Below are 22943 nucleotides of genomic sequence, written 5' to 3'. Positions count from 1 at the left end.
CTACAATGGTGCCACTACTCCATGACGTTTACGTAAACGTCAATCTTACATGAACCTCCTCGAACGCGAACTCCACTACCCCCTCGGTGACACGCTCCCCGAGCCCGGCGAAACCCTGGAAGTGGCGCCCGGCGTGCGCTGGATTCGAATGCGGCTGCCCTTTGCGCTCGACCACATCAACCTCTGGCTGCTGCGCGACACCCTCGACGGCGTCGAGGGCTGGACGGTGGTCGACTGCTGCATCGCCCGCGACGAGGCACGCGCGCAGTGGGAGCAGGTGTTCGAGACGCAGCTGCAGGGCATGCCGATCCTGCGCGTCATCGTCACGCACATGCATCCCGACCACATCGGCCTGGCCGACTGGCTCTGCACGCGCTGGAACGCACCGCTGTGGATCAGCTCGACCGACTACCACGTGGCCCGCGTGCTCAGCACTGCCGGCGACACCCTGGCGGGCGGCGAACCGGCGGCGCGCTTCTTTGCCTCGCATGGCCTGACCGACCCCGAATCCATCGCCAAGATCAGCGCGCGCACCAACTACTACGCGAACATGGTGCCCTCGGTGCCCGAGAGCTTCGTGCGCATGCTCGACGGCGACATCGTCACCATCGGCGGCCACGACTGGCGCTGCATCAGCGGCTACGGCCACGCGCCCGAGCACATCGCGCTGTATTGCGACGACCTGAAGCTGCTGTTGGGCGGCGACATGATGCTGCCGCGCATTTCCACCAACGTGAGCGTGCACGCGGGCGAGCCCGAGGCGAATTCGTTGCGCCTCTTTCTCGACAGCATCGACAAGTTCAAGGCGTTGCCGGCCGACACGCTGGGCCTGCCTTCGCACGGCAAGCCCTTCCGGGGCATCCACCGCCGCGTCGACCAGCTGCAGGAGCACCATCGCGACCGGCTGGCCGAACTGCTCGAAGCCTGCACGGCACGCGCGCTGACGGCAGCTGAAGGCCTGCCGATCCTGTTCAAGCGCGAGCTCGACCTGCACCAGATGACCTTCGCCATGGGCGAAACGGTGGCCCACCTGCACCTGCTGTGGTTCTCCGGCCAGGTGAAGCGCGAACTTGGCAAGGACGGCATCTACCGCTTCGGCGCGAAGGCCGCCTAAACTCCCCGGATGGAAGACACGCTGGCTCAGCTGCGCGCGGGCCGGCTGGCAGGCGCAAAAAGAATCGATCTCTCGTGCGGACTCACCGAGTTTCCGCGCGAGCTTTTCGACCTCGCGGATTCGCTCGAGGTGCTGAACCTGTCGGGCAATGCGCTCGACACGCTGCCCGACGACCTGAACCGCCTGCACAGGCTGCGCGTGCTGTTCTGCTCCGACAACCGGTTCACCACGCTGCCCGAGTCGATCGGCAGGTGCCACGGTATCGACATCGTCGGCTTCAAGGCCAACCAGATTAGCGTTGTGCCGGCTGCAGCGCTGCCAGCCTCGTTGCGCTGGCTGATCCTCACGGACAACCAGATCGAAGAACTGCCCGATTCGCTCGGCGATTGCACGCGCATGCAGAAGCTGATGCTGGCGGGCAACCGCCTGCGCACGTTGCCGCAGTCGATGGCCGCGCTCAAGCAGCTCGAACTGCTTCGCATCTCGGCCAACCGCTTCGAGACACTGCCCGCGTGGCTGCCCTCGCTGCCGCGCCTGTCGTGGCTCGCCTGCGCGGGCAACCCCTTCGACACGCAGGCCGAGGACGCGGCGATCACCGCGCAGTCGGTACCGCACATCGACTGGCGTGAACTGACGCTGGGCAGGAAGCTCGGCGAAGGCGCGTCGGGTGTGATCCATCAAGCCACGCTCGGCAAGGCACAGCAGGTGGCAGTCAAGCTCTTCAAGGGTGCAGTCACCAGCGACGGCTGGCCGCACAGTGAAATGGCCGCCTGCATCGCCGCTGGCGTGCACCCAACGCTGATCGCAGCGCAGAGCCGCATCGACGGGCACCCCGACGGCACCGAAGGCCTGGTGATGGCACTGGTCGATCCGTCATTCGTCACGCTCGCGGGGCCACCGAGCCTTGCCTCATGCACGCGCGATGTCTATGCCGAAGAAGCGCGGTGGACGCCCAACGTGGCGCTGCGCATCGCACGCGACATCGCCTCGGCCATGCAGCACCTGCATGCGCGAGGGATTCTTCACGGCGACCTCTACGCACACAACATCCTGTGGCACGCACAGCGCGGCGGCCGGCTCGGCGACTTCGGCGCTGCGTGGATGACCGGCGCGCTCGACGCGGCACAGGCGCGCGCGTTCCAGGCGCTGGAGATGCGCGCCTTCGGCTGCCTGCTTGAAGAACTGCTCGAGCGCTGCACCGACGCAGCGCCCGCATCGGTAAGCACGCTGAAAGACCGCTGCCTGCAGCCCGACGCCGCCGCGCGCCCGACGTTCGCCCAAGCGCTGTCGTTGCTGCAGCAAGCATCTTCATCGCCATGACCCGGCGCCGACCGCCGCAGCTGCCGCTACCCACGCGCGACGGCGTAGGCCCGAGCTGCGTCGGCCTGTCTTCCGGCCCCTGGCCGACGATTGCCGAATTCCTGATCGAGCGTTTTCCCGCGATCACGCGCGAGGCCTGGCTCGAGCGCATCGAAGCGAACGATGTCATCGACGAACATGGCGTGCCCGTGACCGCGACGCGCCGCTACGAGTCGCCGCTGCGCGTGTACTACTACCGCACGCTCGACGACGAAGCGCGCATCCCTTTCGAAGAGCAGATCGTGTTCCAGGACGATGATCTGCTGGTCGTGGACAAGCCTCCCTTCGTGCCCGTCACGCCCACCGGCAAGTACCTGCAGGAAAGCCTGCTGGTGCGCCTCAAACGCAAGCTGAAGCTCGACGACCTCGTGCCGATGCACCGCATCGACCGCAGCACCTCGGGGCTGGTGCTGTTCTCGGTGCGGCACGCCACGCGCGGCGCCTACCAGGTGATGTTCCCCGAGCGCCGCATCGCCAAGCACTACGAGGCCATCGTGCCGTGGCGCGAGGGCGTGTCGTCTGTGCCCGAGATCTATCGCAGCCGGCTGGTCGACGACGAGCACTTCATGCGCGTGCGGGAAGAGCCCGGCGAGCCCAACTCCGAGACCCGCATCGAGGTGCAGGAAGTGCGCGACGGCCACGCGCTGCTGAAGCTCTCGCCAATCACGGGCCGCAAGCACCAGCTGCGCGTGCATTGCATGGCGCTGGGCATGCCGATCGTGAACGACCCGATCTACCCAGTGCTGCTGCCCGAGGGTGCGGATGACTTCGGCAAGCCTCTGCAGCTGCTGGCCCAGTCGCTGGCCTTTCTCGACCCGGTGACGGGAGACCTGCGCAGCTTCACGAGCCCCCGGAGCCTGTCGCTGACACCGAGGTGACGCGCGCGCGGCGCGGCGCGCACTAAGCTCGTTTCCTGAACTTGCATTGCCGATCTTTCATTCAGGAGACACCCGCACCATGGACACCACCCAACTCTTTTCGCTGAAGGGCCGCACGGCGCTGATCACCGGCGGCTCGCGCGGCATCGGCCGCATGATCGCCGAGGGCTTCCTGGCCCAGGGCGCACGCGTGTACATCTCGGCTCGCAAGGCCGCGGCCTGCGACGAGACGGCGAAGGAGCTGTCGGCCTTTGGTCATTGCGTCTCGCTGCCTGCAGACGTGTCGACGCTCGAAGGTGCGCAGGCGCTGGTCGATGCCTATTCGAAGCACGAAGGTTCGCTGGACATTCTGGTGAACAACGCCGGTGCTGCCTGGGGGGCACCTTATGAAGAGTTTCCCGAGAGTGGATGGGACAAGGTGGTTGATCTGAATCTGAAGACGCCGTTCTTTTTGACCAAGGCGTTGACTCCGATGCTGAAGAAGGCTGCGACGGACCATCTGGCGAAGGTGATCAACATCGCTTCTATCGACGGGATTTCGGTGAATCCGCAGGAGACTTATTCGTATGCGGCGAGCAAGGCTGGGCTGATTCAGTTGACTCGGCGGATGGCGCTGCGGTTGGCGCAGGATCGGATCGTGGTTAGTGCTATTGCGCCTGGTGCGTTTGCTTCTGACATGAACAAGTTGGCGCGGGACCATGGGGATGAGGTGAAGGGGCGGATTCCGGCTGGGCGCATCGGGGTGCCTGAAGATATGGCTGGGGCGGCTATCTACTTGGCCTCGCGTGCAGGGGACTATGTGATGGGGTCTACGTTGGTTGTGGATGGGGGGGTTACTCACGCTCGTTGAGTTTTCTCTTTCCGGGGCCGGGTCTCGCCCCGGCGAGCGAGCTACTTTCTTTTGCTTCGCCAAAAGAAAGTAGCCAAAGAAAAGGCGACCCTACTGTCTGCGCCCCTCCGCTTCGCTACGGGCAACCTGCGGTGCTCGACTCCGGAGGGGGGCCGCAGAACTCGCTTCGCTCAAACAGCTGCGGCCCTGATCCCGTCTACGTCTGCACTCCTCGGCGCAGCCAGAAGGGATTGGGGAACCGAACGAGCCATCGCTGCGCTCGGCTCTCGAACATCCAACAGCCAACTCCAACCACTGCAGGCGCTACGCGCCTGCAGTGGCCCCGTGGCCGAGCGAAGCAAAGGCCCGTGTTGTATCCAACCCCCTCTGGCTGCGCCGAGGAGCGCAGCGTTTCGCGGATCAGGGCTCGCCCTTGTCTGAGCGAAGCGAGTTTGGGCGAGACCCCGCGAAACGCGAGCACCGCAGGTTGCCCCTTCGCTACGCGAAGGGGTCGCAGACAGTGGGGTCGCCTTTCTTTTGCCTACTTTTCTTTGGCGAAGCAAAGAAAAGTAGGTCGCCCGCCGGGGCGAGTCCCGGCCCCGGAAAGCAAACCCATACCAACGACAAATTCAGCCCCAGCGAGGAACCGCTTCATCCTTCAGTTGCCGCCGCAGCAAGTCGTAGTCAGGCACAACACTCTCAACGGTCTCCCAAAACCGATGCGAGTGATCCATAACCCGCAGATGCGCCAACTCATGCGCAACAACATAGTCGATCACCGGCAACCGAAAGTGAATCAACCGCCAATTCAGCCGAATCGACCCATCAGCACTGGCGCTACCCCAGCGCGTAGAAGCATTCGACAGCGACAACTTCTGCCACTGCACCCCAAGCAACGGCGCAAAGTGATCCAACCGCTCGATAAACAACTTGCGCGCCTGCCGCATCAACCAGGCCTGCGCCGCATCACGAATCTGCGAAGGCTCGGCGTTCTGCGCCACAGCCAGCCGCAGCACCCGCGGCCCACCTTCTTCAACAGCGTCGTCAAGCGTGCCGCCAACACTCGCAAAGCCATGCTTCGGATCAAGCCGCATCACAACCGGCTCGCCCAGGAATGGAAACCCGGCCCCATCCTTCCACTCGATGCGAGTGGCCTCGACGCGCGCATGGCGCTGCTGCGTTTCCGTCAGCTTGCGCAGGATCCAGTCCGACTTTTCATGGATAGCCGCATCGACATCGCGCAGCGCCACCCAGCGCGGCGCGCGTACCGACAGCCCTTCGGCCCCGACGAGAAAGCCGATCGTCTTGCGCTTGCCGCGCTTGAATTCATAGGCCACGCGTGCAGAGCCGAGCACCACTTCGCGCGTGGCCTGCGGATGCGCGAAGTTCGCAAGCGTCAGCGTATCGGCCAACGGCACCGCGGGTGGCGCATTGAGGTCGACGGGTGCGGGCGGAGCCAAAGGCGCGGTCGGCGGTGCCACCGGCTTCGGCTTCTTCACCCTGCGTGGCCGCTCCGGTGCGGGCGCTGGCGGAGCGAACTCGCTGCCCAGCCCCTCGAAAAGATCCATCGTGAACCGAAGCAATCCCATGACGGGCTCTCTTTTCCTCTTCAGCTCACCGCTTCTTGCGTGGGCTGCAGAGGGCTGTCGACATACGCCTCGGGGTCGAGACGGCGCATCTCGGCCTCGATCCAGGCCTCGACCTCGCGCATCAACTCGTCAGGCTTGCGGCCCACGCTCGGGATCGCCGGGCCGATGGACACGTCGACCACGCCCGGGCGCTTGATGAAGGCCTTGCGCGGCCACACCTTGGCCGAGGTCACGGCAATGGGAATCACCGGCACGCCGGTCTCGCACGCGAGCCGCGTGCCGCCGCTCTTGTAGGTGCCCTTCTGCCCGCGCGGAATGCGCGTGCCCTCGGGGAACATGATGATCCAGATGCCCTGTGCGAGCAGCTTGCGGCCCTGGTTCACCACCTTGTTGAAAGCCTGCGCACGCTGGCTGCGATCGATGTGGATCATGTCCAGCCGCGCCATCGCCCAGCCGAAGAAGGGGATGTAGATCAGCTCCTTCTTGAACACGTAGGCCAGCGGGTGCGGCATCAGCGTGGGCATCAGGAAGGTCTCGAGCGTGGATTGGTGCTTCACCAGCAGCACCGCGCCGGCAAGCTTGTCGGTCGGCAGGTTCTCCATGCCGCTCACGCGGGTCTTGATGCCCAGCAGCACGCGCGCGCCGCCAATGGCCCAGCTGAGCCATTGCTCGGCCATCCAGTAGAGCGGAATGCCGCGCTTCCAGAGCGAGCTGACGCACATGATGATGCCCCAGGGGATCACGGTGACGAGCATCCACAACGCGTGGAGAACGGAACGGAAAAACGCCATCAGACAGCCACCTGCAGTGCGGCCCGCGCTTCGCGCGCGAGCAGAAAGTCGACAAAAGCGGCGAGATCGTCGTGAACCAACGTGTTCGCCGGGTATTCGGAAGGCAACGGATCGACGCCGCGGCAAGCCGCGCCCATGCCCGTGAGCAGCAGGTGCGGCTCGCAGCCTGCAGCCGCGCCCGCCTGCAGGTCGCGCAGGCTGTCGCCGCAGGTCGGGGTGCCCTTGAGGTCGATGCCGTAGCGGTCGCCGATCTGCAGGAACAGGCCGGGCCTGGGCTTGCGGCACTCACAACCCTCGTCGGGACTGTGCGGGCAATAGAACACCGCATCGACCTTGCCGCCCACGGCCGCGAGCATCTTGTGCATCTTGGCGTGCATCGCGTTGAGCGAGGCCATGTCGAACAGCCCCCGGCCCAGCCCCGACTGGTTGGATGCAATCACCACGTGCCAGCCCGCATGGTTGAGCCGCGCCACGGCTTCGAGCGCACCGGGCAGCGGCGTCCACTCGATGTCGCTCTTCACGAAGTCTTCGCGGTGCACGTTGATCGTGCCGTTGCGGTCGAGGATGACGAGTTTCATGGTGGTGCCGCTCCTGGGGGAGGCGTCGTGAATGAGCTCAGACAGCCAGCCGTTCGAGCTGCGCCACGCGGTTCATCGCGGTGTGCAGCGACATCAGCAGGCCCAGGCGGTTGAGCCGGAGGTCGGCCTGTTCGGCGTTGACCATCACGCCGTCGAAGAAGGCGTCGACCGGCTCGCGCAGCGCGGCCAGCGTCTGCAGCGAGGCGGTGTAGTCGCCGGCTTCGAACTGTGCGTTGGCAGCGGGCACGACCTGCGCCATGGCTGCGTGCAGCGCCTTTTCGGCCGGCTCCTGCAGCAGCAGCTCGCTGACGTGCGCGTCGGCTTCGGGGGCCTTCTTGAGGATGTTGCCGATGCGCTTGTTCGCAGCGGCCAGCGCGGCGGCGGCGGGCAAGGCGGCAAAGGCGCGCACCGCGGCCAGCAACTTGGGCACTTCGCCCAGGCGCTGCGGGCGCGGGGCCAGCACAGCGTCGACCTCCTGTGCGCTGGCGCCCTGCTCGCGCAGGCTGCCGGCGAGGCGATCGAGGATGAAGTCCTGCAGTTCGCCCGTTGCGCGGCTGCTTTCGAAACCGGCGATGCCGCTGAACTGCGCGGCAGTGTCCTGCAGCAGCGCGTCGAGGCCCAGCGACAGGTCTTTCTCGATCAGCATGCGGATCACGCCCAGCGCGTGGCGGCGCAGCGCGAACGGGTCGCGGTCGCCGGTGGGCAGGTTGCCGATGCCGAACATGCCGACCAGCGTTTCAAGTTTGTCGGCCAGCGCGACCACGAGGCCCACGCTGTTGCGCGGAAGCTCGTCGCCGGCAAAGCGCGGCTTGTAGTGGTCTTCGATGGCGTCGGCCACCGATGCGTCGAGCCCGTCGTGCAGCGCGTAGTAGCGGCCCATGGTGCCCTGCAGCTCGGGGAACTCGCCGACCATGTCGGTCACGAGGTCGGCCTTGGCGAGCTGTGCTGCTTGCGTGGCGTGCGCGGCCAGCGCGGTGTCGCCGATCTTCTCTGCAATGCCGCGCGCGATGCGCATCACGCGCTCCACGCGCTCGCCCTGCGTGCCCAGCTTGTTGTGATAGACCACCTTGCCCAGCGACTCGACGCGCGAGGCCAGCGATTTCTTGCGGTCCTGGTCGAAGAAGAACTTGGCATCGGCCAGACGAGGGCGCACCACGCGCTCGTTGCCTTCGATGACCGCGCTCGCGTCAGCGGGGCTGATGTTGCTGACGACCAGGAACTTGTTGGTGAGCTTGCTCGACACGTCGAGCAGCGGAAAGTACTTCTGGTTGGCCTTCATCGTGAGGATCAGGCACTCTTGCGGCACTTCGAGGAACTCGCGTTCGAAGCTGCAGACCAGCACGTTGGGGCGCTCGACCAGCGCAGTAACCTCGTCGAGCAGCGCGTCGTCGTGGATGGGCACGGAGCCGCCACCGACCTTCACCGCGGCCGCTGCAAGCTGGCGCGCGATTTCGGCGCGGCGCGCCTCGAAGCTCGCGATGACGGCGCCGTCTTCCTGCATCTGCAGCGCATAGCTGTTGGCATCGCGCAGCACGACCGGATCGACCGCCGCCTCGAAGCGATGGCCATGCGTTTCGCGGCCGGCCTTCAGGCCCAGCGCCTCGATGGGCACCACGGTGTCGCCATACAGCGCCACGAGGCCGTGCGCGGGACGCACGAAGCTCACGCTGCTCCAGCCCGGCAGCTCGCAGCCGCTTTCGAGCTGGTAGCTCATGACCTTGGGAATCGGCAGCTTGGCAATCGCCTCGGCCAGCGCCTTCTGCAAGCCTTCGGCCAGCATGGCGCCCTTGGCGGTGCTTTCGTAGAAAAGGGCTTCGGCCTTGCCGTCCATCGCGCGCTTCAGGCCGGGCACGGCCGAGACGTCGGCGCCGAGCGCACCCAGGCGCTTGAGCAGCGCGGGCGTGGGCTGGCCCGAGGCGTCGAGGCCCACTGCCACGGGCATGAGTTTTTGCGACACGGCCTTGTCGGCGGCGCGCTCGGCCACGTGCGTGAGGTGCGCGGCCAGGCGGCGCGGCGAGGCGTAGGCGGTGAGCACCGAGCCGGCTTCGGCCAGACCTTGCGCCACCAGTTGTTCGCGCAGCACGCCCGCGAAAGCATCGCCGAGCTTCTTCAGTGCCTTCGGCGGCAGTTCTTCGACAAACAGTTCGACCAGCAGGGAGTTCTTGTTCATGGGGGTCGTCATCGCTCAGGCGGCCTTCTTCGGGGGGATCTGCGCGACCCATTCGCGCGGCGCCATCGGGAAGCCCAGGCGCTCGCGGCTGTCGTAGTAGCTCTGCGCCACGCTGCGCGCCAGGTTGCGGATGCGGCCGATGTAGGCAGCGCGCTCGGTCACGCTGATTGCGCCGCGCGCGTCCAGCAGGTTGAAGCTGTGCGCGGCCTTCAGCACCTGCTCGTAGGCCGGCAACGCGAGCTGCTCGGTCATGAGGTGCTTGGCCTGCTTTTCGTGCGCGTTGAAGGCGGTGAACAGGAACTCGGCGTCGCTGTGCTCGAAGTTGTAGGCAGACTGTTCGACTTCGTTCTGGTGATAGACGTCGCCGTAGGTCACGCCGGGCGCCCACTCCAGTTCGTAGATGCTTTCTTTTTGCTGCAGGTACATCGCCAGGCGCTCCAGGCCGTAGGTGATTTCGCCGGTGATGGGCTTGCAGTCGATGCCGCCGACCTGCTGGAAGTAGGTGAACTGCGTCACCTCCATGCCGTTGAGCCACACCTCCCAGCCCAGGCCCCAGGCGCCGAGCGTAGGGTTCTCCCAGTCGTCTTCCACGAAGCGGATGTCATTCTTCTTCAGGTCGAAGCCCAGGGCTTCGAGGCTGCCGAGGTAGAGCTCGAGGATGTTGGAAGGCGCCGGCTTCAGCACGACCTGGTACTGGTAGTAGTGCTGCAAGCGGTTGGGGTTCTCGCCGTAGCGGCCGTCCTTGGGGCGGCGGCTGGGCTGCACGTAGGCGGCTTTCCAGGGTTCGGGGCCGAGCGCGCGCAGGAAGGTGGCGGTGTGCGAGGTGCCCGCGCCCACTTCCATGTCGTACGGTTGCAGCAGCGCACAGCCCTTGTCGGCCCAGTACGACTGCAGTTTGAGAATGATTTGTTGGAAGGTCAGCATGGCTCTGCGTGAAGGCGGCCGCCCGGTGGGAGAAGAACCCGCGGCGCAACGAACCGGCTATTTTACGAGGCAGCGGGCGGTCAGGAACTGGCCGCTATGCTCGGCCTCCCCTTTTGGAACCCTCGTCGATACGCCGTGATTCGCCTGCCCCTGCCGTCCGCCTGCTCCGCCCATGCCCGTTGAAGATGCCGCATTGATCGCCCTGGGAGAGCGCCTCGGCGCCCAGGCCTGGCCCGGATTCCTGATTCTTCTCGTCGCGCTGACCGCGGCCGCCGGCCTCGCGGCCTGGGGCTTCGAGCACCTGCGGCGCCGGCATGCGGCGCAGCCCGAGCCGGGCGCCGGGCTGCTGTTCGGCGGACTGGCCATCGGCGCGGCGGCGGTGATCGCGCTGGCCTGGGTGTTCGCCGAAGTGGCGGAAGGCCTGGGCGACGGCCGGCCCATGGGCCTGCTGGACGAAACGATCAGCCGCGCCGTGGGCATGCACACGCCGTCGGGCGTGCGGGAGGTGTTCTCGTGGCTCACCCACATGGCCGACCCTATCGTCGCGGTGCTGCTGTGTGCTGGCCTGGCAGTGGCGCTGTGGCTTCGCGGGCACCGCGGCTTCGCGGCCGGCTGGGTCGCGGCCATCGCCGGTAACGGGGTGCTGAACCACGTGCTCAAGCTCATCTTCGAGCGCGCGCGGCCGGTGCACGACTTCGGCTTCGCGCAGGTGTCGGGCTATTCATTTCCGAGCGGCCACAGCTCGGGCTCGATGGTGCTCTACGGCATGCTGGGCTACCTGGGGCTGCGCATGCTGCCGCCGCGCTGGCGGGTTCCGTCGGTGATGGCGGCAACGGCCGTGGTCGCCACCGTGGCCTGCAGCCGCATCTTCGTGCGGGCGCACTTTCCGAGCGACGTGCTCGCGGGGCTGTGCTCGGGCGGCGCCTGGCTGGCGATCTGCATCGCGAGCATCGAGTACGCACGGCACCATCGAGGTACAGGTCGCCCATGAAAAAGGCCGCAACGGCTTTCACCGCTGCGGCCCGATCCGGGAAGGGCGCCGAAGGCACCCCAAGGGAGATCAGTACTCCCAGAAGATGCGCTGCAGTTCCTTGGTGTTGTTGGTCTTGGTGAGAGCCACCATGGCCAGGATGCGCGCCTTCTGCGGGCGCAGGTCGTGCGCCACCACCCAGTCGTACTTGTCGTCGGGCTGCTCGGCATTGCGAATGACGAAGCCGTCGGGCACGCGCGCGCTGCGAATCACGATCACGCCGTCGGAACGCGCCTTCTGCAGGTTCGGAACGATGCGGTCGGCCACCGAGCCATTGCCCGTGCCGCCGTGGATCAGCGCCTTGGCGCCGCTCTTGGCAATGGCGTCGATGGCCACCGACGACACGCCCTCGTAGCCCATTGCGATCTCGACCGGCGGCAGCGCGGTGATGCTGTCGATGTCGAATTCCGAGTTCATGGTGTGGCGCTTGACCGGTGCGCGGAACCAGTAGTTCTTGCCCTCGACGATCATGCCCAGCGGGCCCCACTGGCTGGAGAACGCATTGGTCTTGATGTTGACGTTCTTGCTCACGTCGCGGCCGCTGTCGATGTTGTCGTTCATCGTCACCAGCACGCCCTTGCCCATTGCGTCCTTGCTGCCCGCCACGTTCACGGCGTCGTACAGGTTGAGCGCGCCGTCGGCCGACAGCGCGGTGCCCGGACGCATCGAGCCGACCACGACGATCGGCTTGTTGGTGTGCACGGTCAGGGTCAGGAAGTAGGCGGTTTCTTCGAGCGTGTCGGTACCGTGGGTGATGACGATGCCGTCCACGTCCGCTTGCTTCGACAGCGCCGAGACGCGCTTGGCCAGCGTCAGCAGGTTGTCGTTGGTCAGGCTTTCCGATGCGACCTGGAACACCTGTTCGCCGCGCACGTTGGCCACCTTGGAGAGCTCCGGCAGGCCGGCGATCAGCTTCTCGACACCAACCTTGGCGGCCGCGTAGGTCGCGCTGTTGACGGCCGAGGCGCCGGCCCCGGCAATGGTGCCGCCGGTGGCGAGGATCACCACGTTGGGCAGTGCCTGCTGCGCCTGCGCAAGCGCGCTAGCAGCCAGCAATGCGGCGCCGGCCGCGAAGGCACGGAAACGGGGAGAGAGGTACATGGAGAACTCCTGTGTTGAGGTGGAATTTTTCGGGGCGGCGAGGAAGATACATGAACCGTGCCCGCATGCCCTGCCTGCCCATGCCGGCATGGCATGCGGTCATGCACGAGAGCCGGGACGGCCCGAAAAAGGGCGAGGTATTACCATCGACCGCGCGCCCTGCCGCCCACCGCCATCATGAACGCCGATCCCGCCGCCCTCCCCGTTTCAACCGCCCAGGAAATGCCCGCCCCCGACGGCCCGCTGTCGCGCGCGCGGCCGGGGCGCGAACGCATCATGGCGGCGATCCGCACTGCGGCGGTCGCCGAGTTCAGCCTGCATGGCCTGAAGGGCACCTCGACCCAGGCCATCGCGGCGCGCGCCGGCCTCACCAAGCCCCAGCTGCACTACTACATCGCCGGCAAGGAAGAGCTCTACGAAGAGCTGCTGATGCAGGTGCTGCATGCGTGGAAGGTGGTGTTCTCGTTCGAGGACGCGAGCGACCCTGCCACGGTGCTCGGCGACTACATCCGCAAGAAGCTCGACCACGCCATCGACAGCCCCGAGATGTCGCGCATCTTCACGCGCGAGATCCTCGACGGCGGCCGCAACCTCGACCGCTACTGGCCCAACGCGCGGGCCTGGACGCAGAAGAAGGTGGACATCATCAACGGCTGGATCGCGCGCGGGCTGATGCGCCCGCTCGACGCGCGCATCCTGCTGATGCACATCTGGGCCATGACCCAGAGCTATGCCGACTACGCGATCCAGACGCGCGTGATGCTCGGCCTGCCGCCTGACGCGCCCATCGATCGCGAACCGATCGCGCGCGAGCTCGTGAGCTTCGTGCTGAACGGCTGCGGCATCAAGGCCTGAGCAAGCGGCCCTGTCTGGGCCAATCCTTTCTTCTTACTCCTGCGACGCGGTGACTTTCGGCACTGGCGACGCCGCGCCTGCGCGCCTACCTTCGCACGCTCGCTGCCCGGGTTGTCCGGTTGCGGCGAATCACGAACACAAAGGAGAGAGGGATCATGAAAACGAGGATGTTTTTTGCCGCGCTCGCGGCAGCAGCGGCACTGGTGGCCTGCGGCGGAAGCGACGGAGGCGCGGGCTTCGTCACCCTGCCCCCACCCGACCAGAACGCACCGCCGCCACCGCCTCCACCACCGCCGCAGCAGCAGACCAACGCGAAGGTCAGCGGCCGCGTGACGAATGCACTCGACGGCCAGGGCGTCGCGCAGGTCACGGTCACGGCCGCCGGCGTCTCCGCCGTCACGGGTGACGACGGCAGCTACTCGCTCGCCGAGATTCCGCCGAATGCGTCGGTGCTGCTGAGCTTCTCGAAGGCCGGCATGGTGCCGCAGAGCCGGGCCACGGCCGCGCTGAGCGGCTCGGGCGCATCGACAGTCGTCAACGTGCCGATGCTGCCCGTGGCGGTGACCGAGACCTTCGACGGGCAATCGGCGCACGACGTTGTCGTTCCGGGCTCGACCGCGATGGTCCGCCTGAGCGCCAACTCGCTTCGCCGCCCCGACGGCAGCGCGCCCAGCGGACTGGTGACCGCACGGGTGACGCCCATCGCGCCGGCCAGCGACGTCAACGTGATGCCCGGCAACTACCTCGCCGCCACGGACGGCGGCAGCGCGCCGATGGAGAGCTTCGGCGCGCTCGACGCCAGCTTCACGGATGCCGACGGCACGCCGCTGAACCTGGCCGCGGGTTCCAGCGCGACGGTGCGTATCGCCCCGTCCTCGCGCGCCGGCACGCTGCCGCCGTCGGTGCCGCTGTTCTTCTACAACACGGCCACGGGGCTGTGGGTGCAGGAAGGCTCGGCCACGCTGCAAGGCACCGCGCCCAACCAGTACTACGAAGGCACGGTGACGCACTTCACCACCTGGAACGCGGACCAGATCTACAACACCGTGCGAATCAATGGCTGCGTGCAGGATGCGACGGGTGCGCGAGTCGCAGGCGCACTGGTGGCTTCCGAAGGCAAGTCGTACACCGGCCAGGCAACTGCGCTGACCAATGCGAACGGCGAGTTCTCGGTGGCCGTGAAGCGCACCAGTTCGGCCTTCGTGGTCGCCACCACCGCCAGCGAGATCTCCAATGCGCCGACGGTGAACGTCGCGGACGAGGACGTGCCGCTGGGCAGCTGCCTCGAACTCACGCGCTCCGCGCTGTCGATCAAGCTGACTTGGGGCGAGCGCCCGCGTGACCTCGACTCGCACACGCTGGGCGCCAACGCCGACGAACACGTCTACTACAGCGACAAGGGCAGCCTCGCGGCCGCGCCTTTCATCGCGCTCGACGTGGACGACGTGGACAGCTTCGGCCCCGAAGTGACGACCTTTGCCAAGCTGGCCAAGAACCGCACCTACCGCTTCTACATCCGCAACTTCTCCGGCACCTTCGATCCGGGACAGACCGGCTCTCCTGCGCGGGTCGAGGTGAGCAACCGGGGGGCGCAGACGGTTTTTTCGCCGCCCGCCGGTGAAAGCAACAGCACGGACTACTGGCATGTCTTCGACGTGCGAACGGACGAAGCCTGCAATGCGTCGATCGTTCCAGTGCAGCAGTTCCTGGCCGATCCGCCGGTGTCGCTCGATACGAGCGGCAACGCGCAGTATTGCAACTGACGCGACGGCGCGAGCACGCGCCCGTCCTACAGCCCGTACACGACCCAGGTGTCGCCCGGCGCTGTAGGCACGCGCAGCGTGTTCTCGCCGACGCGCGCAAAGCGGTACTCGCGCCCGTCGAGCATGATCGACTTCATGTTGGTCCAGACGCGGTAGTCATACCCCTCGGCGGTCGGTGTGACTTGCAGCACGCGGAACACCGGCAGCACGACCACTGTGATGCGCACCCGCGCCGTCGCGGAATTGCTGCCGAAGCCGCTCTCCGCTACACACAGCATCGGCGCGAGCAGCAACGACGCGGCCAGCGCACAGCGCGCCGATTGAAGCCAATTTCCCGTCATAAGGCCCGATCCGTCCGAAGAACATGAGCTTTGGGCGCTGCATCGGCGCCCGACCTCCGGATATCGGCGGAAACGGGAAGAAGTGCAGGGCTCAGGCGGCTTTTTTCTCGACGGTCCTTCTGGACCCCCGAAGGCGACATTCAGGGCAAGGCCCCTAGTAAGTCACCGTCACCCGCGTCGCGTTGCTGCCGTCGCCGGCCGGAGCGGTTGCGGCCTGCGGCGCAGCGCCGCCAGTGGTCACCGCCATAGCACCGATCGCGCCGCGCCAGGCGGGGGCGAGGCTGTCGCGGCCATCGGCATCGGTGCCAGCCACCATGAACGTCGTTTCTCCGATCTTGTCGAACCGGTACTCGCGCCCCTTGATGAGCACCGACTTCATGTTGGTCCAGACGCGGTACTCATGCCCACCCTTCACAGGCGTGATCTCGAGCACCTTGAAGGTCGGAAGAACGACCATCGTCAGGTTGAACCAGCCCGTGGCGCTGTTCGTGCCGCGCGTCGGCTCCGCGGAACTGAGCTGCAGCGGCAGTGGCAGCAAGAGCAGCAGCACGCCGACGGCGGCCAGCGGTGGCACCGTTCGCGGTGATTGCAGCGCAGCCGCCCTTGCAAAGCGCCTGTTTCCGGACATGGGAACTCCTCCTCGCAACCTGGATGGGAGGCATCGCATCGATGCCCAACCCGGTTTATCGGCAGAGTCTCGGGAAAATGAAGGTAGTCCGGGCGCTATTCTTCGCGCATTGCCTGCAATTTGCCAGCAGGCTTTTCCGTGTCGGTACAGCCGCCGGCGCAGCTCAGTAAGTCACGCCGACCGTCACGACGTCCAGGTAGCTGTCCGGCCGCACGTTGACGCTGGCGCCCAGAACGCGGCCATACAAGGTCAACGCCTGGACCTGGCCGGTGCCCGTGCCCGCGACGGTGTTGGTTCCCGTGACGCCGCCCCAGGGACTCGTGCGGGCGGCATTGCTGTAGAGCCGGTAGGCCACCGTGTCGATGTTGCCGGGCACGCCTCCGGTCGGCGTCATCGCCCCTGCACCGGTGGTCGCGTTGTTGGATGGCGTCAGCGCGACCGTGTAGGCCGTGGGCGTCGTGCAGGTGACGTTGATGGTGCTGATCTGGTCGATGTTGGCCCCGCCCGGGAGGCCCGCGACGGAGCCGAAGTTCAGTGGATCGGCCGTGACCAGGCAGCTCTTGGCGATGGTCGCGCTGACGATGAAGGCGAACTGGTCCGCCACCGCCGTGCCGCATGTCGTCGGCGGGGCGTTCGTGCTCGACGTCAGCGTGATCGAGGTATGGATTCCGGCGAAGTTGTCCTGGTACGCGCCCGGAGGCACGGTGGTCTGCAGGGCAATCAGCTCCCCTCGCATCGTGGTGCTTCCCGAGGAGGTGGTGGACCGGGCAGGAATGGCGATGTTGATGGTGTACGGGTTCGGCACCGCGGCGTTGCCGCTCGAGCCCCAGATCGTGCTGGTCGTCCCCTGGTAGAGCTGGAACTTCAAGGAGTCGCCCGCGCCGCTCTTCATGACGCGCGGATTGAAGTTCGTGAGACCTTCGTTGCCATCGCCGATGTTGAAGCAGACCCTCGCGTACTCGGTAGTGTTGGTGTTGCCGGTCTTGGTGCAGGTGTAGCTCAGCGTGGCGGTGGCGGGCGTGGGCGTGCCGCCGGCGACCAGGTCGACCGTGCCGAAAGCCACGGCCGTCATCGTCGCGGTGCAATTGATTGACGCCTGCGCGCTGCCCGCCGACAGCAGCCACAGCAGTGCGCAGAACAGAGGCAGGCGCAGGGCGCGCAAAGTACTGGTCAGAAGACTCATGGCGTCTTGGCCTCCCTGGCGCAGCGCAGCGGCCCGATCTGCGGGATTGCCACGCCGTCCTTGCGATAGTCGAAGCTGGTCCGGCAGGCGCCGCCGGGCGTCTGCACATCGAGCGTGTTGTGGGCCTGGAGCGATTCGAGATACACCGCGCCATCGAAGCCGACCAGCGCCGGCTCGCCATCCTGCCCATTGGCGCGCACGCGGCTGCCCAGCGGCAGGGGCTTGCCCGCCTCGTCCACCAGCAGCAGCGCGGCCGCGCTGACCGGCGTGATGCCGAATCGCACCATCGTGCCGGAGCGGTCGCTCGGCGTGGCGACCGTTTTCACGCGCTCGATCTTCACGTCGGCGGGCAACTGCATCGGATCGATGGACAGCTGGTTGCTCTGGTAGGACCGCAGCGGCGCCACCAGCAGCATGCCCTTGTCGTCCGTGGTGCCGATGTCCCGGTTCTCCAGCCTCACAGGCACGCCGGCAATGCCGTCGGTGGAGACCACCGCGAAGGCGTCGTCGATGCGCCGGGCCGCGAAGGGCTGGCCGCCCATGAACGCGATCGAACCGGTGGCGCCGGCGTAGGCGTAACGGTTGTCGCCGAGCACGCTGATGCCGGCCATGGCGCGGCCGTAGCGGCCCAGGTAGTCGATCTCGGCCTGTCCGCCGTTCTGGCCGCCGCCCTGGCGCAGGCCGGCGCGCCAGCCGATGCCGCCGTCGCCCGGCATGGAGCTCTGCGCATCGGCGGTGTAGACGGTCTGGCCGCGGTCGCGCTGGATGCCGGCGCTGGCCGTGACCTTGCCGTCCAGCGCCCAGGTAAAGCCGACGAAAAGGCTGCGTTCCCGGCGGTTGTCCAGGTTCTGGTTGAGGCTCACGTTCATCGAGGCACTGGATCCGATCGCCCTGAACCAATAGACACTGGCCAAGCGCGTCGCCTCCTGCGCCGGATAGCGCAGATAGAGGTAGCTGAGGCCGAAGCTGCCGAAGTCCTTGGTGGTGTAGCCGATCGACGCCCGGCCCGAACCGCTCGGCGGCGCGCTGCCGTACAGGGATGCGACGTCGCGGTACTCGCCGCGCGTGCGCGTGCCCTCGACCGCGAAATTGAACTGGTTGTCGCGCCAGCTGTAGCCCATGCTGAGCAGCGAGCCCCCCTCCCCGCGATAGCTGCTGCGCGCCACGGCGCCAGTGAACACGCCGCTCTGCCCGAGCAGCCATGCGCCGCCGACGCCGCCCTTGACCAGCCCCCTGGTGGCCTCGCCGTGCGCCTCCAGCGTGAAGCTGTTGCTCACGCCGTAGCGCCAGACGCCGGTGGCGGCGGGGTCGCTGCCGTAGTCGTTCGAGCGCAGGCCGTAGTTCTTGCGCACCACGCCGAGATCGACGGACCAGTCGGACAGGCCCTCCCCCAGCAGCCGCTGCGTGTCGTACAGCGAGAAATCGAGTGTCGTGGCACGGCCGAAGGCGTCGGTGAGAACCACCTGGGCGTTGCCCGCGCCGTTGATGCTCGGAACCGTGTTGAGCTGGAAGGGCCCCGCCGGGACCTGGCCGGTGTATTGGCGCAGGCCGTTGATGTAGAGCTCCACCTGCGAAGGCAGCGTGGCCGACCCCAGGAACGCCGGCAGCGGGGTGGTGGTGCGATAGGGTTGCAGCGAAAAATTGCGCGAAAGCTGGATGCCGCCGATCCGGGTGGAGCGCGACCACGGCAAAGATGCGGTGGTGGTGTCGCCCACGCGCAGCGTCAGCATGTCGTCGGGGAACGACTGGCTCCAGGTGGTGTCGAGCCGGACCGAATCGTGCTGCCAGCCTTCGCTGTCGACGCGGGTCGCGCGCGACATCATCGTGCTGCTGAACACGCTGGTTCCGCTGAACGCGCGTACTTCGGCGAGCGCGTTGAGGGTGGAGTTGTTGCCCCGGCCCTGCGTGCCATAGAGGTCGTAGTTGAGCAGCAGGCCGGGCGAGGCGCTGGCCTTCGGCGAGACGACCGTCGACGTGTTGACCACAGTCCTGGGCAGGCGCAGCACGTCGTCGGAGGCATTGATTGAAAGGCTCTGCCTTGCGGTGTCGTACGACACCTGGACCCCGGGAAGGCTCTTGAGCCGCACAGGATCGGACGCGTCCGCCGGCAGGATGAAGCCCAGTTGCCGCAGCGTGGTGGCGCTGGCCCAGAGCTCCTGGCCGCGCAGGCCGAAATGCACCAGCCCCTGGGGGTTACCGTTGAGGCTCAGCTCCAGATAGAGGTCGCTGCCGTTCGTGCCGGTAAGGTCGCTTTCCGCGGCGGACGCGACCAGCCATGAGCTCGAGTCGGCTGCGGCGTTCTCGGCCTGAGCAGCAAATGGCATCAGACCGGGAAGCAGCAGCAGTGGCAACAGGCGCTCAGCGGACGCGTTGAAGCGGCGGGATTTTTTCCTGCGTCGCGTTGCCATTGATCTTCGTTTCCAGAACGCCGCCGCCAGCAAAGGCTTCCGCGGGTGTCTTCAAGGGCCAACGCATGCTCGCACCCGGCAGGACGTAGCCCATCAAGCCGGCATGCACTGCGGTGCGCCGGCCGGCGGTATCGACAAAATCCAGATCGGCAAGCTGGGCGTGCATCCCGCCGCCGTTGGCGACTTCGAGCACCGCCTGGCTGCCTTCGCGGCGCAGCGACCAAGCGAGTTGGGGCGCGGTCGGTTGCGCGCCAGCGGCGGCGATGAAGATGGGCACCGAATAGCGCAGCACGAGCTGCAGGCCCTTCTTTTCCTTCATCTCGACCGGCAGCTCATCGATGATGACCCGGTACGAGTTCTCGGCCGCGCCGGCAGGAACGCCGGTGCGGATGACGCGGATCAGCTGTCGCTCGGACGGGGCCAGCTGCACCATCGGCGGGCTCACGAGGAGTTCGCGCGAGGGCGTCAGCTTTTCGGCTCCGTTCTCCTGCGACCACTGATAGACCCGCACCTGGGCGTGCACCACGTCGTCACCGGTATTGCTGAGCCAGAGACCATCGGCGTTCTGCGTGGCCTGAAGCGTCAGCGTGACCGGAGAAACCTGCAGCCCGCTCGCCGAAGCGACCGCGTGAGCCAGGGCAAACGCGAGGGCAAAGGTGTAGCGAAGCAAGCGGTGCACGGGCAACCCAGGCAATCGATCAGTAGTTGACCTGGACGGTCACGGTGTCGAGGTAGGCGCCAGGCGTCACGTTGACGCTCGCGACCGTGGCCCACACGGGGATCGTCTGAGCCGCGCCGGTGCCGGTGCCGGCCACGCCATTGCCGACCGCGACGGGCGTGGCGGTGTTGCCCCAGATCGGACCGGTGGCGCTCACCGAGCGCAGTTGGTAGGCGATGGTGTCAGGGCCCGCCACGACGGGGCTCATCACGCCGGCGCCAGTGGTGTTGTTGTTCGAGGGCAGCAGGCCGATGTTGTAGGGCGTCGACTTGGAGCAGGTCACACTGATGTTGTTGCTGGCGGACAGAGCGGTGGCGGTGGAAGCGACCGAGCCGAAATCGATGTTCGATGCCGCACCTGCCGTGACCGAGCAGGCCTTGGTCACGGTAATGAGGACCTGAAACGTGGAGGTGGCCGTTGCGGCTACCGCCGCGCTGGTGGCCATGGCTGCAAGGACGGCGGCAACGATAAGGGAAGGTTTTTTCATGAGGAATGCCTACAGATGTAAGTAAGACGGAACTCTTGGTGAATCGAACGGGAAATGAAGTCCAAAGTTCACAACCTTGGAAGTGTGAATTTTAGTTAACAATTAGAAGAAAGGGTGTGAGAGTGTTACGTAAAGCGTAGGAGCTGTGCTCTTCTCGTTGCGTTTTTGCAGACTTCCGTGACTTTTGTTACGAAATTCAGGCCCGCTAGCGCGGGTTTTCCAGGCGTCGCGTCGCCCGCCCACCACGCCTCCCCAAACCGGTGCACCCGCACTGGCACGTCGCTTGCATAACCTGACCACTTGCTCTGATTAAGCGGTCAAACACACCATGCGCGTGCTCGTCGTCTACTGCCACCCGGTCGAAACCAGCTTCCACGCCGCCCTGCACCAGGAGGTGCTGAAGAACCTGCGCGCCGCCGGGCACGAGGTGGACGACTGCGACCTTTACGCCGAGGGCTTCAACCCGGTGCTGTCGCGCGAGGAGCGGCTGGGCTACCACGACGTGCCGGCCAACCAACTCCCGCTGAAGCCTTACGTGGATCGGCTGCAATGGGCCGAGGGCATCGTTTTCTGCTTTCCGACCTGGTGCTTCGGCCTGCCGGCGATGCTCAAGGGCTACTTCGACCGGCTCTTCATGCCGGGCGTGGCCTTCGACATCAGCGACCCGGCAAACGTGAAGCCGATGCTCACGCACATCAAACGCATCAGCGCTGTCGTCACCTACGGCCGGCCGCGCTGGATGGCGATGTACATGGGCGATCCGCCGCGCAAGATCGTCACGCGGTACATGAAGCGGCTGACCGGACAACGCGCGAAGGTGGACTACCACGCCCACTACCACATGAACATCGCGACCGAGCTCCAGCTCAAGCGCTTCATGGCGCGCGTGGGGCAAGCCATGGCGCGTTTCGCATGAACGCGCCCTCGCTCCTCGACAACGTGCGGCTGCCACGCTGGCTGCTGCCCACGGACTGGCCGTTGCGCGACGGCGTGCCCGTGCTGGCGTGCATTGCGCTCGAAGCCGGCCGCGTGCAATCGGTGCAACCCGCCACAGCCGCAGCGCCGCCGTCGGCCTGGAACCTCGCCGGCACGCTGGCCCTGCCCGGCTTCGTCGACGCCCACACCCATCTCGACAAGGCTTTCACCCTGCCGCGCATGAAACAGGTGCAGCCCGGCCTGCTCGGCGCCATCGACGCGATGCTGGCCGACCGCGTGCACTGGACGCCCGACGACGTGCGCGAGCGCGCCTCGCGCGGCCTGCAATGGGCCTGGGAATGCGGCACCACGCACCTGCGCACGCATGTCGACTGGTGGGAGCCCGACTCGGTGCCGATGGCCTGGCCCGTGATGGCCGAACTGGCGCAGGAATGGGCCGGCAGGGTGCGGCTCGAACAGGTGAGCCTCATCAAGCTGCCGCTGTTCGAAGACGCCGCGCAGGCGATGCGGCTCGCGAAACAGGTGAAAGCTACCGGGCCGCACGCGCTGCTCGGCGGCTTCGTGCACTCCACCAACTGGAGCGAGAACGCGCTGCGCAACCTGCTGGTGTCGGCGCAGACCTGTGACCTCGACATCGATCTGCACGTCGACGAAGAACTCAACTCCTCGGCGGTCGGCCTGCAGACCACGGCGCGCATCCTGCGCGAGATCGGCTACGAAGGCCGCGTGGTCTGCGGACACATCTGCGCGCTCGCCGCCCAGCCCGAGGCGCAGGCCTTCGCCACGCTCGATGCGGTGGCGCGCGCGCCGATCACGGTTGTCTCGCTGCCCGCCACCAACCTGCTGCTGCAGGACGCCGTCACTGGCCGCACGCCGCGCCAGCGCGGCATCACGCTGGTGAAGGAAGCCCGCGAGCGCGGCATTCCGCTGCTGTTTGCCAGCGACAACGTGCAAGACCCCTTCTGCCGGCTCGGCAGCTTCGACCCCGTGGAAGCGCTGGGCACGGCCGCGCTGGTGGCGCAGCTCGACGAGCCCTTCGACACCTGGTCGCAGGCACTGTGCCGCGGCGACTGGCTGCAGCGCGCACCCACGCCCGCCACGCCCACGCTGGTCGGCCGTGCCGCCGACCTGGTGCTGTTCACGCAGGCCGACCGCCATGGCTGGCCCTCGCGCACCGCCACCCGCGTGGTGCTGCGCGATGGCCGCGTGACGCACGGCGACGCAACGCCCTTCCTTCCCCGGTAACGAACGAACGCACAAG

At 66.6% G+C, this 22943-nt stretch carries 21 protein-coding genes; 9 read left to right on the top strand and 12 right to left on the bottom strand.

The annotated features are described in order from the left end of the window. Nucleotides 1–49: 49 nt before the first annotated feature. From NWF24_RS01910 to NWF24_RS01895, 4 genes are all read left to right on the top strand, one after another. Complete coding sequence (locus NWF24_RS01910; RefSeq protein ID WP_258352744.1) at nucleotides 50–1114, top strand: MBL fold metallo-hydrolase; 1065 nt, start codon at nucleotides 50–52, stop codon at nucleotides 1112–1114. Between the two features lie 9 nt (nucleotides 1115–1123). Next, nucleotides 1124–2434 (top strand): leucine-rich repeat-containing protein kinase family protein, encoded by a 1311-nt coding sequence (locus NWF24_RS01905; RefSeq protein WP_258352743.1) that lies wholly within the window; start codon nucleotides 1124–1126, stop codon nucleotides 2432–2434. Further along, complete coding sequence (locus NWF24_RS01900; RefSeq protein WP_258352742.1) at nucleotides 2431–3351, top strand: pseudouridine synthase; 921 nt, start codon at nucleotides 2431–2433, stop codon at nucleotides 3349–3351. The genes NWF24_RS01905 and NWF24_RS01900 overlap by 4 nt, the downstream gene beginning before the upstream one ends. Nucleotides 3352–3430: 79 nt before the next feature. Then, complete coding sequence (locus NWF24_RS01895; protein WP_093056769.1) at nucleotides 3431–4201, top strand: SDR family oxidoreductase; 771 nt, start codon at nucleotides 3431–3433, stop codon at nucleotides 4199–4201. Nucleotides 4202–4809: 608 nt separating this feature from the next. Here the strand turns inward: NWF24_RS01895 and NWF24_RS01890 are convergent. From NWF24_RS01890 to glyQ, 5 genes are read right to left on the bottom strand one after another with little or no spacing between them, the layout of a single operon-like run. Continuing rightward, nucleotides 4810–5748 (bottom strand): M48 family metallopeptidase, encoded by a 939-nt coding sequence (locus NWF24_RS01890; protein WP_258355222.1) that lies wholly within the window; start codon nucleotides 5746–5748, stop codon nucleotides 4810–4812. A gap of 41 nt (nucleotides 5749–5789) precedes the next feature. Then, nucleotides 5790–6560 (bottom strand): lysophospholipid acyltransferase family protein, encoded by a 771-nt coding sequence (locus NWF24_RS01885; RefSeq protein ID WP_093059866.1) that lies wholly within the window; start codon nucleotides 6558–6560, stop codon nucleotides 5790–5792. Continuing rightward, a complete protein-coding gene (gene gmhB / locus NWF24_RS01880; RefSeq protein WP_093059864.1) occupies nucleotides 6560–7138 on the bottom strand; it encodes a D-glycero-beta-D-manno-heptose 1,7-bisphosphate 7-phosphatase in 579 nt (192 codons plus the stop codon). The genes NWF24_RS01885 and gmhB overlap by 1 nt, the downstream gene beginning before the upstream one ends. A 37-nt stretch (nucleotides 7139–7175) precedes the next feature. Then, nucleotides 7176–9308, bottom strand: coding sequence for a glycine--tRNA ligase subunit beta (glyS, locus tag NWF24_RS01875; RefSeq protein ID WP_258352741.1), 2133 nt, complete (start codon nucleotides 9306–9308; stop codon nucleotides 7176–7178). A gap of 15 nt (nucleotides 9309–9323) precedes the next feature. Further along, nucleotides 9324–10232 (bottom strand): glycine--tRNA ligase subunit alpha, encoded by a 909-nt coding sequence (gene glyQ / locus NWF24_RS01870; RefSeq protein ID WP_258352740.1) that lies wholly within the window; start codon nucleotides 10230–10232, stop codon nucleotides 9324–9326. Nucleotides 10233–10404: 172 nt separating this feature from the next. Here glyQ and NWF24_RS01865 point away from each other — a divergent pair, with 172 nt between their 5' ends. Then, on the top strand, nucleotides 10405–11223 hold the full coding sequence (locus NWF24_RS01865; protein WP_258352739.1) for a phosphatase PAP2 family protein: 819 nt from the start codon (nucleotides 10405–10407) through the stop codon (nucleotides 11221–11223). A gap of 69 nt (nucleotides 11224–11292) precedes the next feature. On the opposite strand, the gene NWF24_RS01860 is transcribed toward NWF24_RS01865, so the two are convergent. Then, nucleotides 11293–12363, bottom strand: a complete 1071-nt coding sequence (locus NWF24_RS01860) for an asparaginase (RefSeq protein ID WP_093059858.1) — start codon at nucleotides 12361–12363, stop codon at nucleotides 11293–11295. 177 nt (nucleotides 12364–12540) lie between these two features. Here NWF24_RS01860 and NWF24_RS01855 point away from each other — a divergent pair, with 177 nt between their 5' ends. Further along, nucleotides 12541–13218 carry a TetR/AcrR family transcriptional regulator gene (locus tag NWF24_RS01855; RefSeq protein ID WP_258352738.1) on the top strand — a complete coding sequence of 226 codons (678 nt, stop codon included), beginning with the start codon at nucleotides 12541–12543 and terminating at the stop codon, nucleotides 13216–13218. A gap of 155 nt (nucleotides 13219–13373) precedes the next feature. Beyond that, nucleotides 13374–14981, top strand: coding sequence for a carboxypeptidase regulatory-like domain-containing protein (locus tag NWF24_RS01850; RefSeq protein ID WP_258352737.1), 1608 nt, complete (start codon nucleotides 13374–13376; stop codon nucleotides 14979–14981). A 26-nt stretch (nucleotides 14982–15007) separates the two neighbouring features. Here the strand turns inward: NWF24_RS01850 and NWF24_RS01845 are convergent, their stop codons facing one another. The 6 genes from NWF24_RS01845 to NWF24_RS01820 form a co-directional block, all read right to left on the bottom strand. Continuing rightward, nucleotides 15008–15322, bottom strand: a complete 315-nt coding sequence (locus NWF24_RS01845; protein ID WP_258352736.1) for a hypothetical protein — start codon at nucleotides 15320–15322, stop codon at nucleotides 15008–15010. 154 nt (nucleotides 15323–15476) lie between these two features. Next, on the bottom strand, nucleotides 15477–15950 hold the full coding sequence (locus tag NWF24_RS01840; protein ID WP_258352735.1) for a hypothetical protein: 474 nt from the start codon (nucleotides 15948–15950) through the stop codon (nucleotides 15477–15479). A 163-nt stretch (nucleotides 15951–16113) separates the two neighbouring features. Further along, a complete protein-coding gene (locus tag NWF24_RS01835; RefSeq protein ID WP_258352734.1) occupies nucleotides 16114–17133 on the bottom strand; it encodes a Csu type fimbrial protein in 1020 nt (339 codons plus the stop codon). Further along, nucleotides 17130–19457 carry a fimbria/pilus outer membrane usher protein gene (locus tag NWF24_RS01830; RefSeq protein WP_258352733.1) on the bottom strand — a complete coding sequence of 776 codons (2328 nt, stop codon included), beginning with the start codon at nucleotides 19455–19457 and terminating at the stop codon, nucleotides 17130–17132. The genes NWF24_RS01835 and NWF24_RS01830 overlap by 4 nt, the downstream gene beginning before the upstream one ends. A gap of 34 nt (nucleotides 19458–19491) precedes the next feature. After that, nucleotides 19492–20220 carry a fimbrial biogenesis chaperone gene (locus NWF24_RS01825; protein ID WP_258355221.1) on the bottom strand — a complete coding sequence of 243 codons (729 nt, stop codon included), beginning with the start codon at nucleotides 20218–20220 and terminating at the stop codon, nucleotides 19492–19494. A gap of 19 nt (nucleotides 20221–20239) precedes the next feature. Then, nucleotides 20240–20746 carry a Csu type fimbrial protein gene (locus tag NWF24_RS01820; RefSeq protein WP_258352732.1) on the bottom strand — a complete coding sequence of 169 codons (507 nt, stop codon included), beginning with the start codon at nucleotides 20744–20746 and terminating at the stop codon, nucleotides 20240–20242. Between the two features lie 328 nt (nucleotides 20747–21074). Between NWF24_RS01820 and NWF24_RS01815 the strand changes: the two genes are divergently transcribed. Both NWF24_RS01815 and NWF24_RS01810 read left to right on the top strand, forming a co-directional pair. Then, a complete protein-coding gene (locus tag NWF24_RS01815) occupies nucleotides 21075–21662 on the top strand; it encodes an NAD(P)H-dependent oxidoreductase (RefSeq protein ID WP_258352731.1) in 588 nt (195 codons plus the stop codon). After that, the gene (locus NWF24_RS01810; RefSeq protein ID WP_258352730.1) at nucleotides 21659–22927 is read left to right on the top strand and encodes an amidohydrolase family protein; all 1269 of its coding nucleotides are present in this window, start codon (nucleotides 21659–21661) and stop codon (nucleotides 22925–22927) included. Before NWF24_RS01815 ends, NWF24_RS01810 begins: the two co-directional genes overlap by 4 nt. Nucleotides 22928–22943 lie beyond the last annotated feature (16 nt).

Origin of the sequence: Variovorax paradoxus, assembly GCF_024734665.1 — a bacterium.
Lineage (GTDB): Bacteria > Pseudomonadota > Gammaproteobacteria > Burkholderiales > Burkholderiaceae_C > Variovorax.
This window is presented reverse-complemented; position numbering and strand designations above follow the sequence as displayed.

Excerpts from the sequence above, each read along its gene's own strand:
- NWF24_RS01910 (WP_258352744.1), top strand. The coding sequence starts at position 50 with ATGAACCTCCTCGAACGCGAACTCCACTACCCCCTCGGTGACACGCTC.
- NWF24_RS01905 (WP_258352743.1), top strand. The coding sequence starts at position 1,124 with ATGGAAGACACGCTGGCTCAGCTGCGCGCGGGCCGGCTGGCAGGCGCA.
- NWF24_RS01900 (WP_258352742.1), top strand. The coding sequence starts at position 2,431 with ATGACCCGGCGCCGACCGCCGCAGCTGCCGCTACCCACGCGCGACGGC.
- NWF24_RS01895 (WP_093056769.1), top strand. The coding sequence starts at position 3,431 with ATGGACACCACCCAACTCTTTTCGCTGAAGGGCCGCACGGCGCTGATC.
- NWF24_RS01890 (WP_258355222.1), bottom strand. The coding sequence starts at position 5,748 with ATGGATCTTTTCGAGGGGCTGGGCAGCGAGTTCGCTCCGCCAGCGCCC.
- NWF24_RS01885 (WP_093059866.1), bottom strand. The coding sequence starts at position 6,560 with ATGGCGTTTTTCCGTTCCGTTCTCCACGCGTTGTGGATGCTCGTCACC.
- gmhB (WP_093059864.1), bottom strand. The coding sequence starts at position 7,138 with ATGAAACTCGTCATCCTCGACCGCAACGGCACGATCAACGTGCACCGC.
- glyS (WP_258352741.1), bottom strand. The coding sequence starts at position 9,308 with ATGAACAAGAACTCCCTGCTGGTCGAACTGTTTGTCGAAGAACTGCCG.
- glyQ (WP_258352740.1), bottom strand. The coding sequence starts at position 10,232 with ATGCTGACCTTCCAACAAATCATTCTCAAACTGCAGTCGTACTGGGCC.
- NWF24_RS01865 (WP_258352739.1), top strand. The coding sequence starts at position 10,405 with ATGCCCGTTGAAGATGCCGCATTGATCGCCCTGGGAGAGCGCCTCGGC.
- NWF24_RS01860 (WP_093059858.1), bottom strand. The coding sequence starts at position 12,363 with ATGTACCTCTCTCCCCGTTTCCGTGCCTTCGCGGCCGGCGCCGCATTG.
- NWF24_RS01855 (WP_258352738.1), top strand. The coding sequence starts at position 12,541 with ATGAACGCCGATCCCGCCGCCCTCCCCGTTTCAACCGCCCAGGAAATG.
- NWF24_RS01850 (WP_258352737.1), top strand. The coding sequence starts at position 13,374 with ATGAAAACGAGGATGTTTTTTGCCGCGCTCGCGGCAGCAGCGGCACTG.
- NWF24_RS01845 (WP_258352736.1), bottom strand. The coding sequence starts at position 15,322 with ATGACGGGAAATTGGCTTCAATCGGCGCGCTGTGCGCTGGCCGCGTCG.
- NWF24_RS01840 (WP_258352735.1), bottom strand. The coding sequence starts at position 15,950 with ATGTCCGGAAACAGGCGCTTTGCAAGGGCGGCTGCGCTGCAATCACCG.
- NWF24_RS01835 (WP_258352734.1), bottom strand. The coding sequence starts at position 17,133 with ATGAGTCTTCTGACCAGTACTTTGCGCGCCCTGCGCCTGCCTCTGTTC.
- NWF24_RS01830 (WP_258352733.1), bottom strand. The coding sequence starts at position 19,457 with ATGCCATTTGCTGCTCAGGCCGAGAACGCCGCAGCCGACTCGAGCTCA.
- NWF24_RS01820 (WP_258352732.1), bottom strand. The coding sequence starts at position 20,746 with ATGAAAAAACCTTCCCTTATCGTTGCCGCCGTCCTTGCAGCCATGGCC.
- NWF24_RS01815 (WP_258352731.1), top strand. The coding sequence starts at position 21,075 with ATGCGCGTGCTCGTCGTCTACTGCCACCCGGTCGAAACCAGCTTCCAC.
- NWF24_RS01810 (WP_258352730.1), top strand. The coding sequence starts at position 21,659 with ATGAACGCGCCCTCGCTCCTCGACAACGTGCGGCTGCCACGCTGGCTG.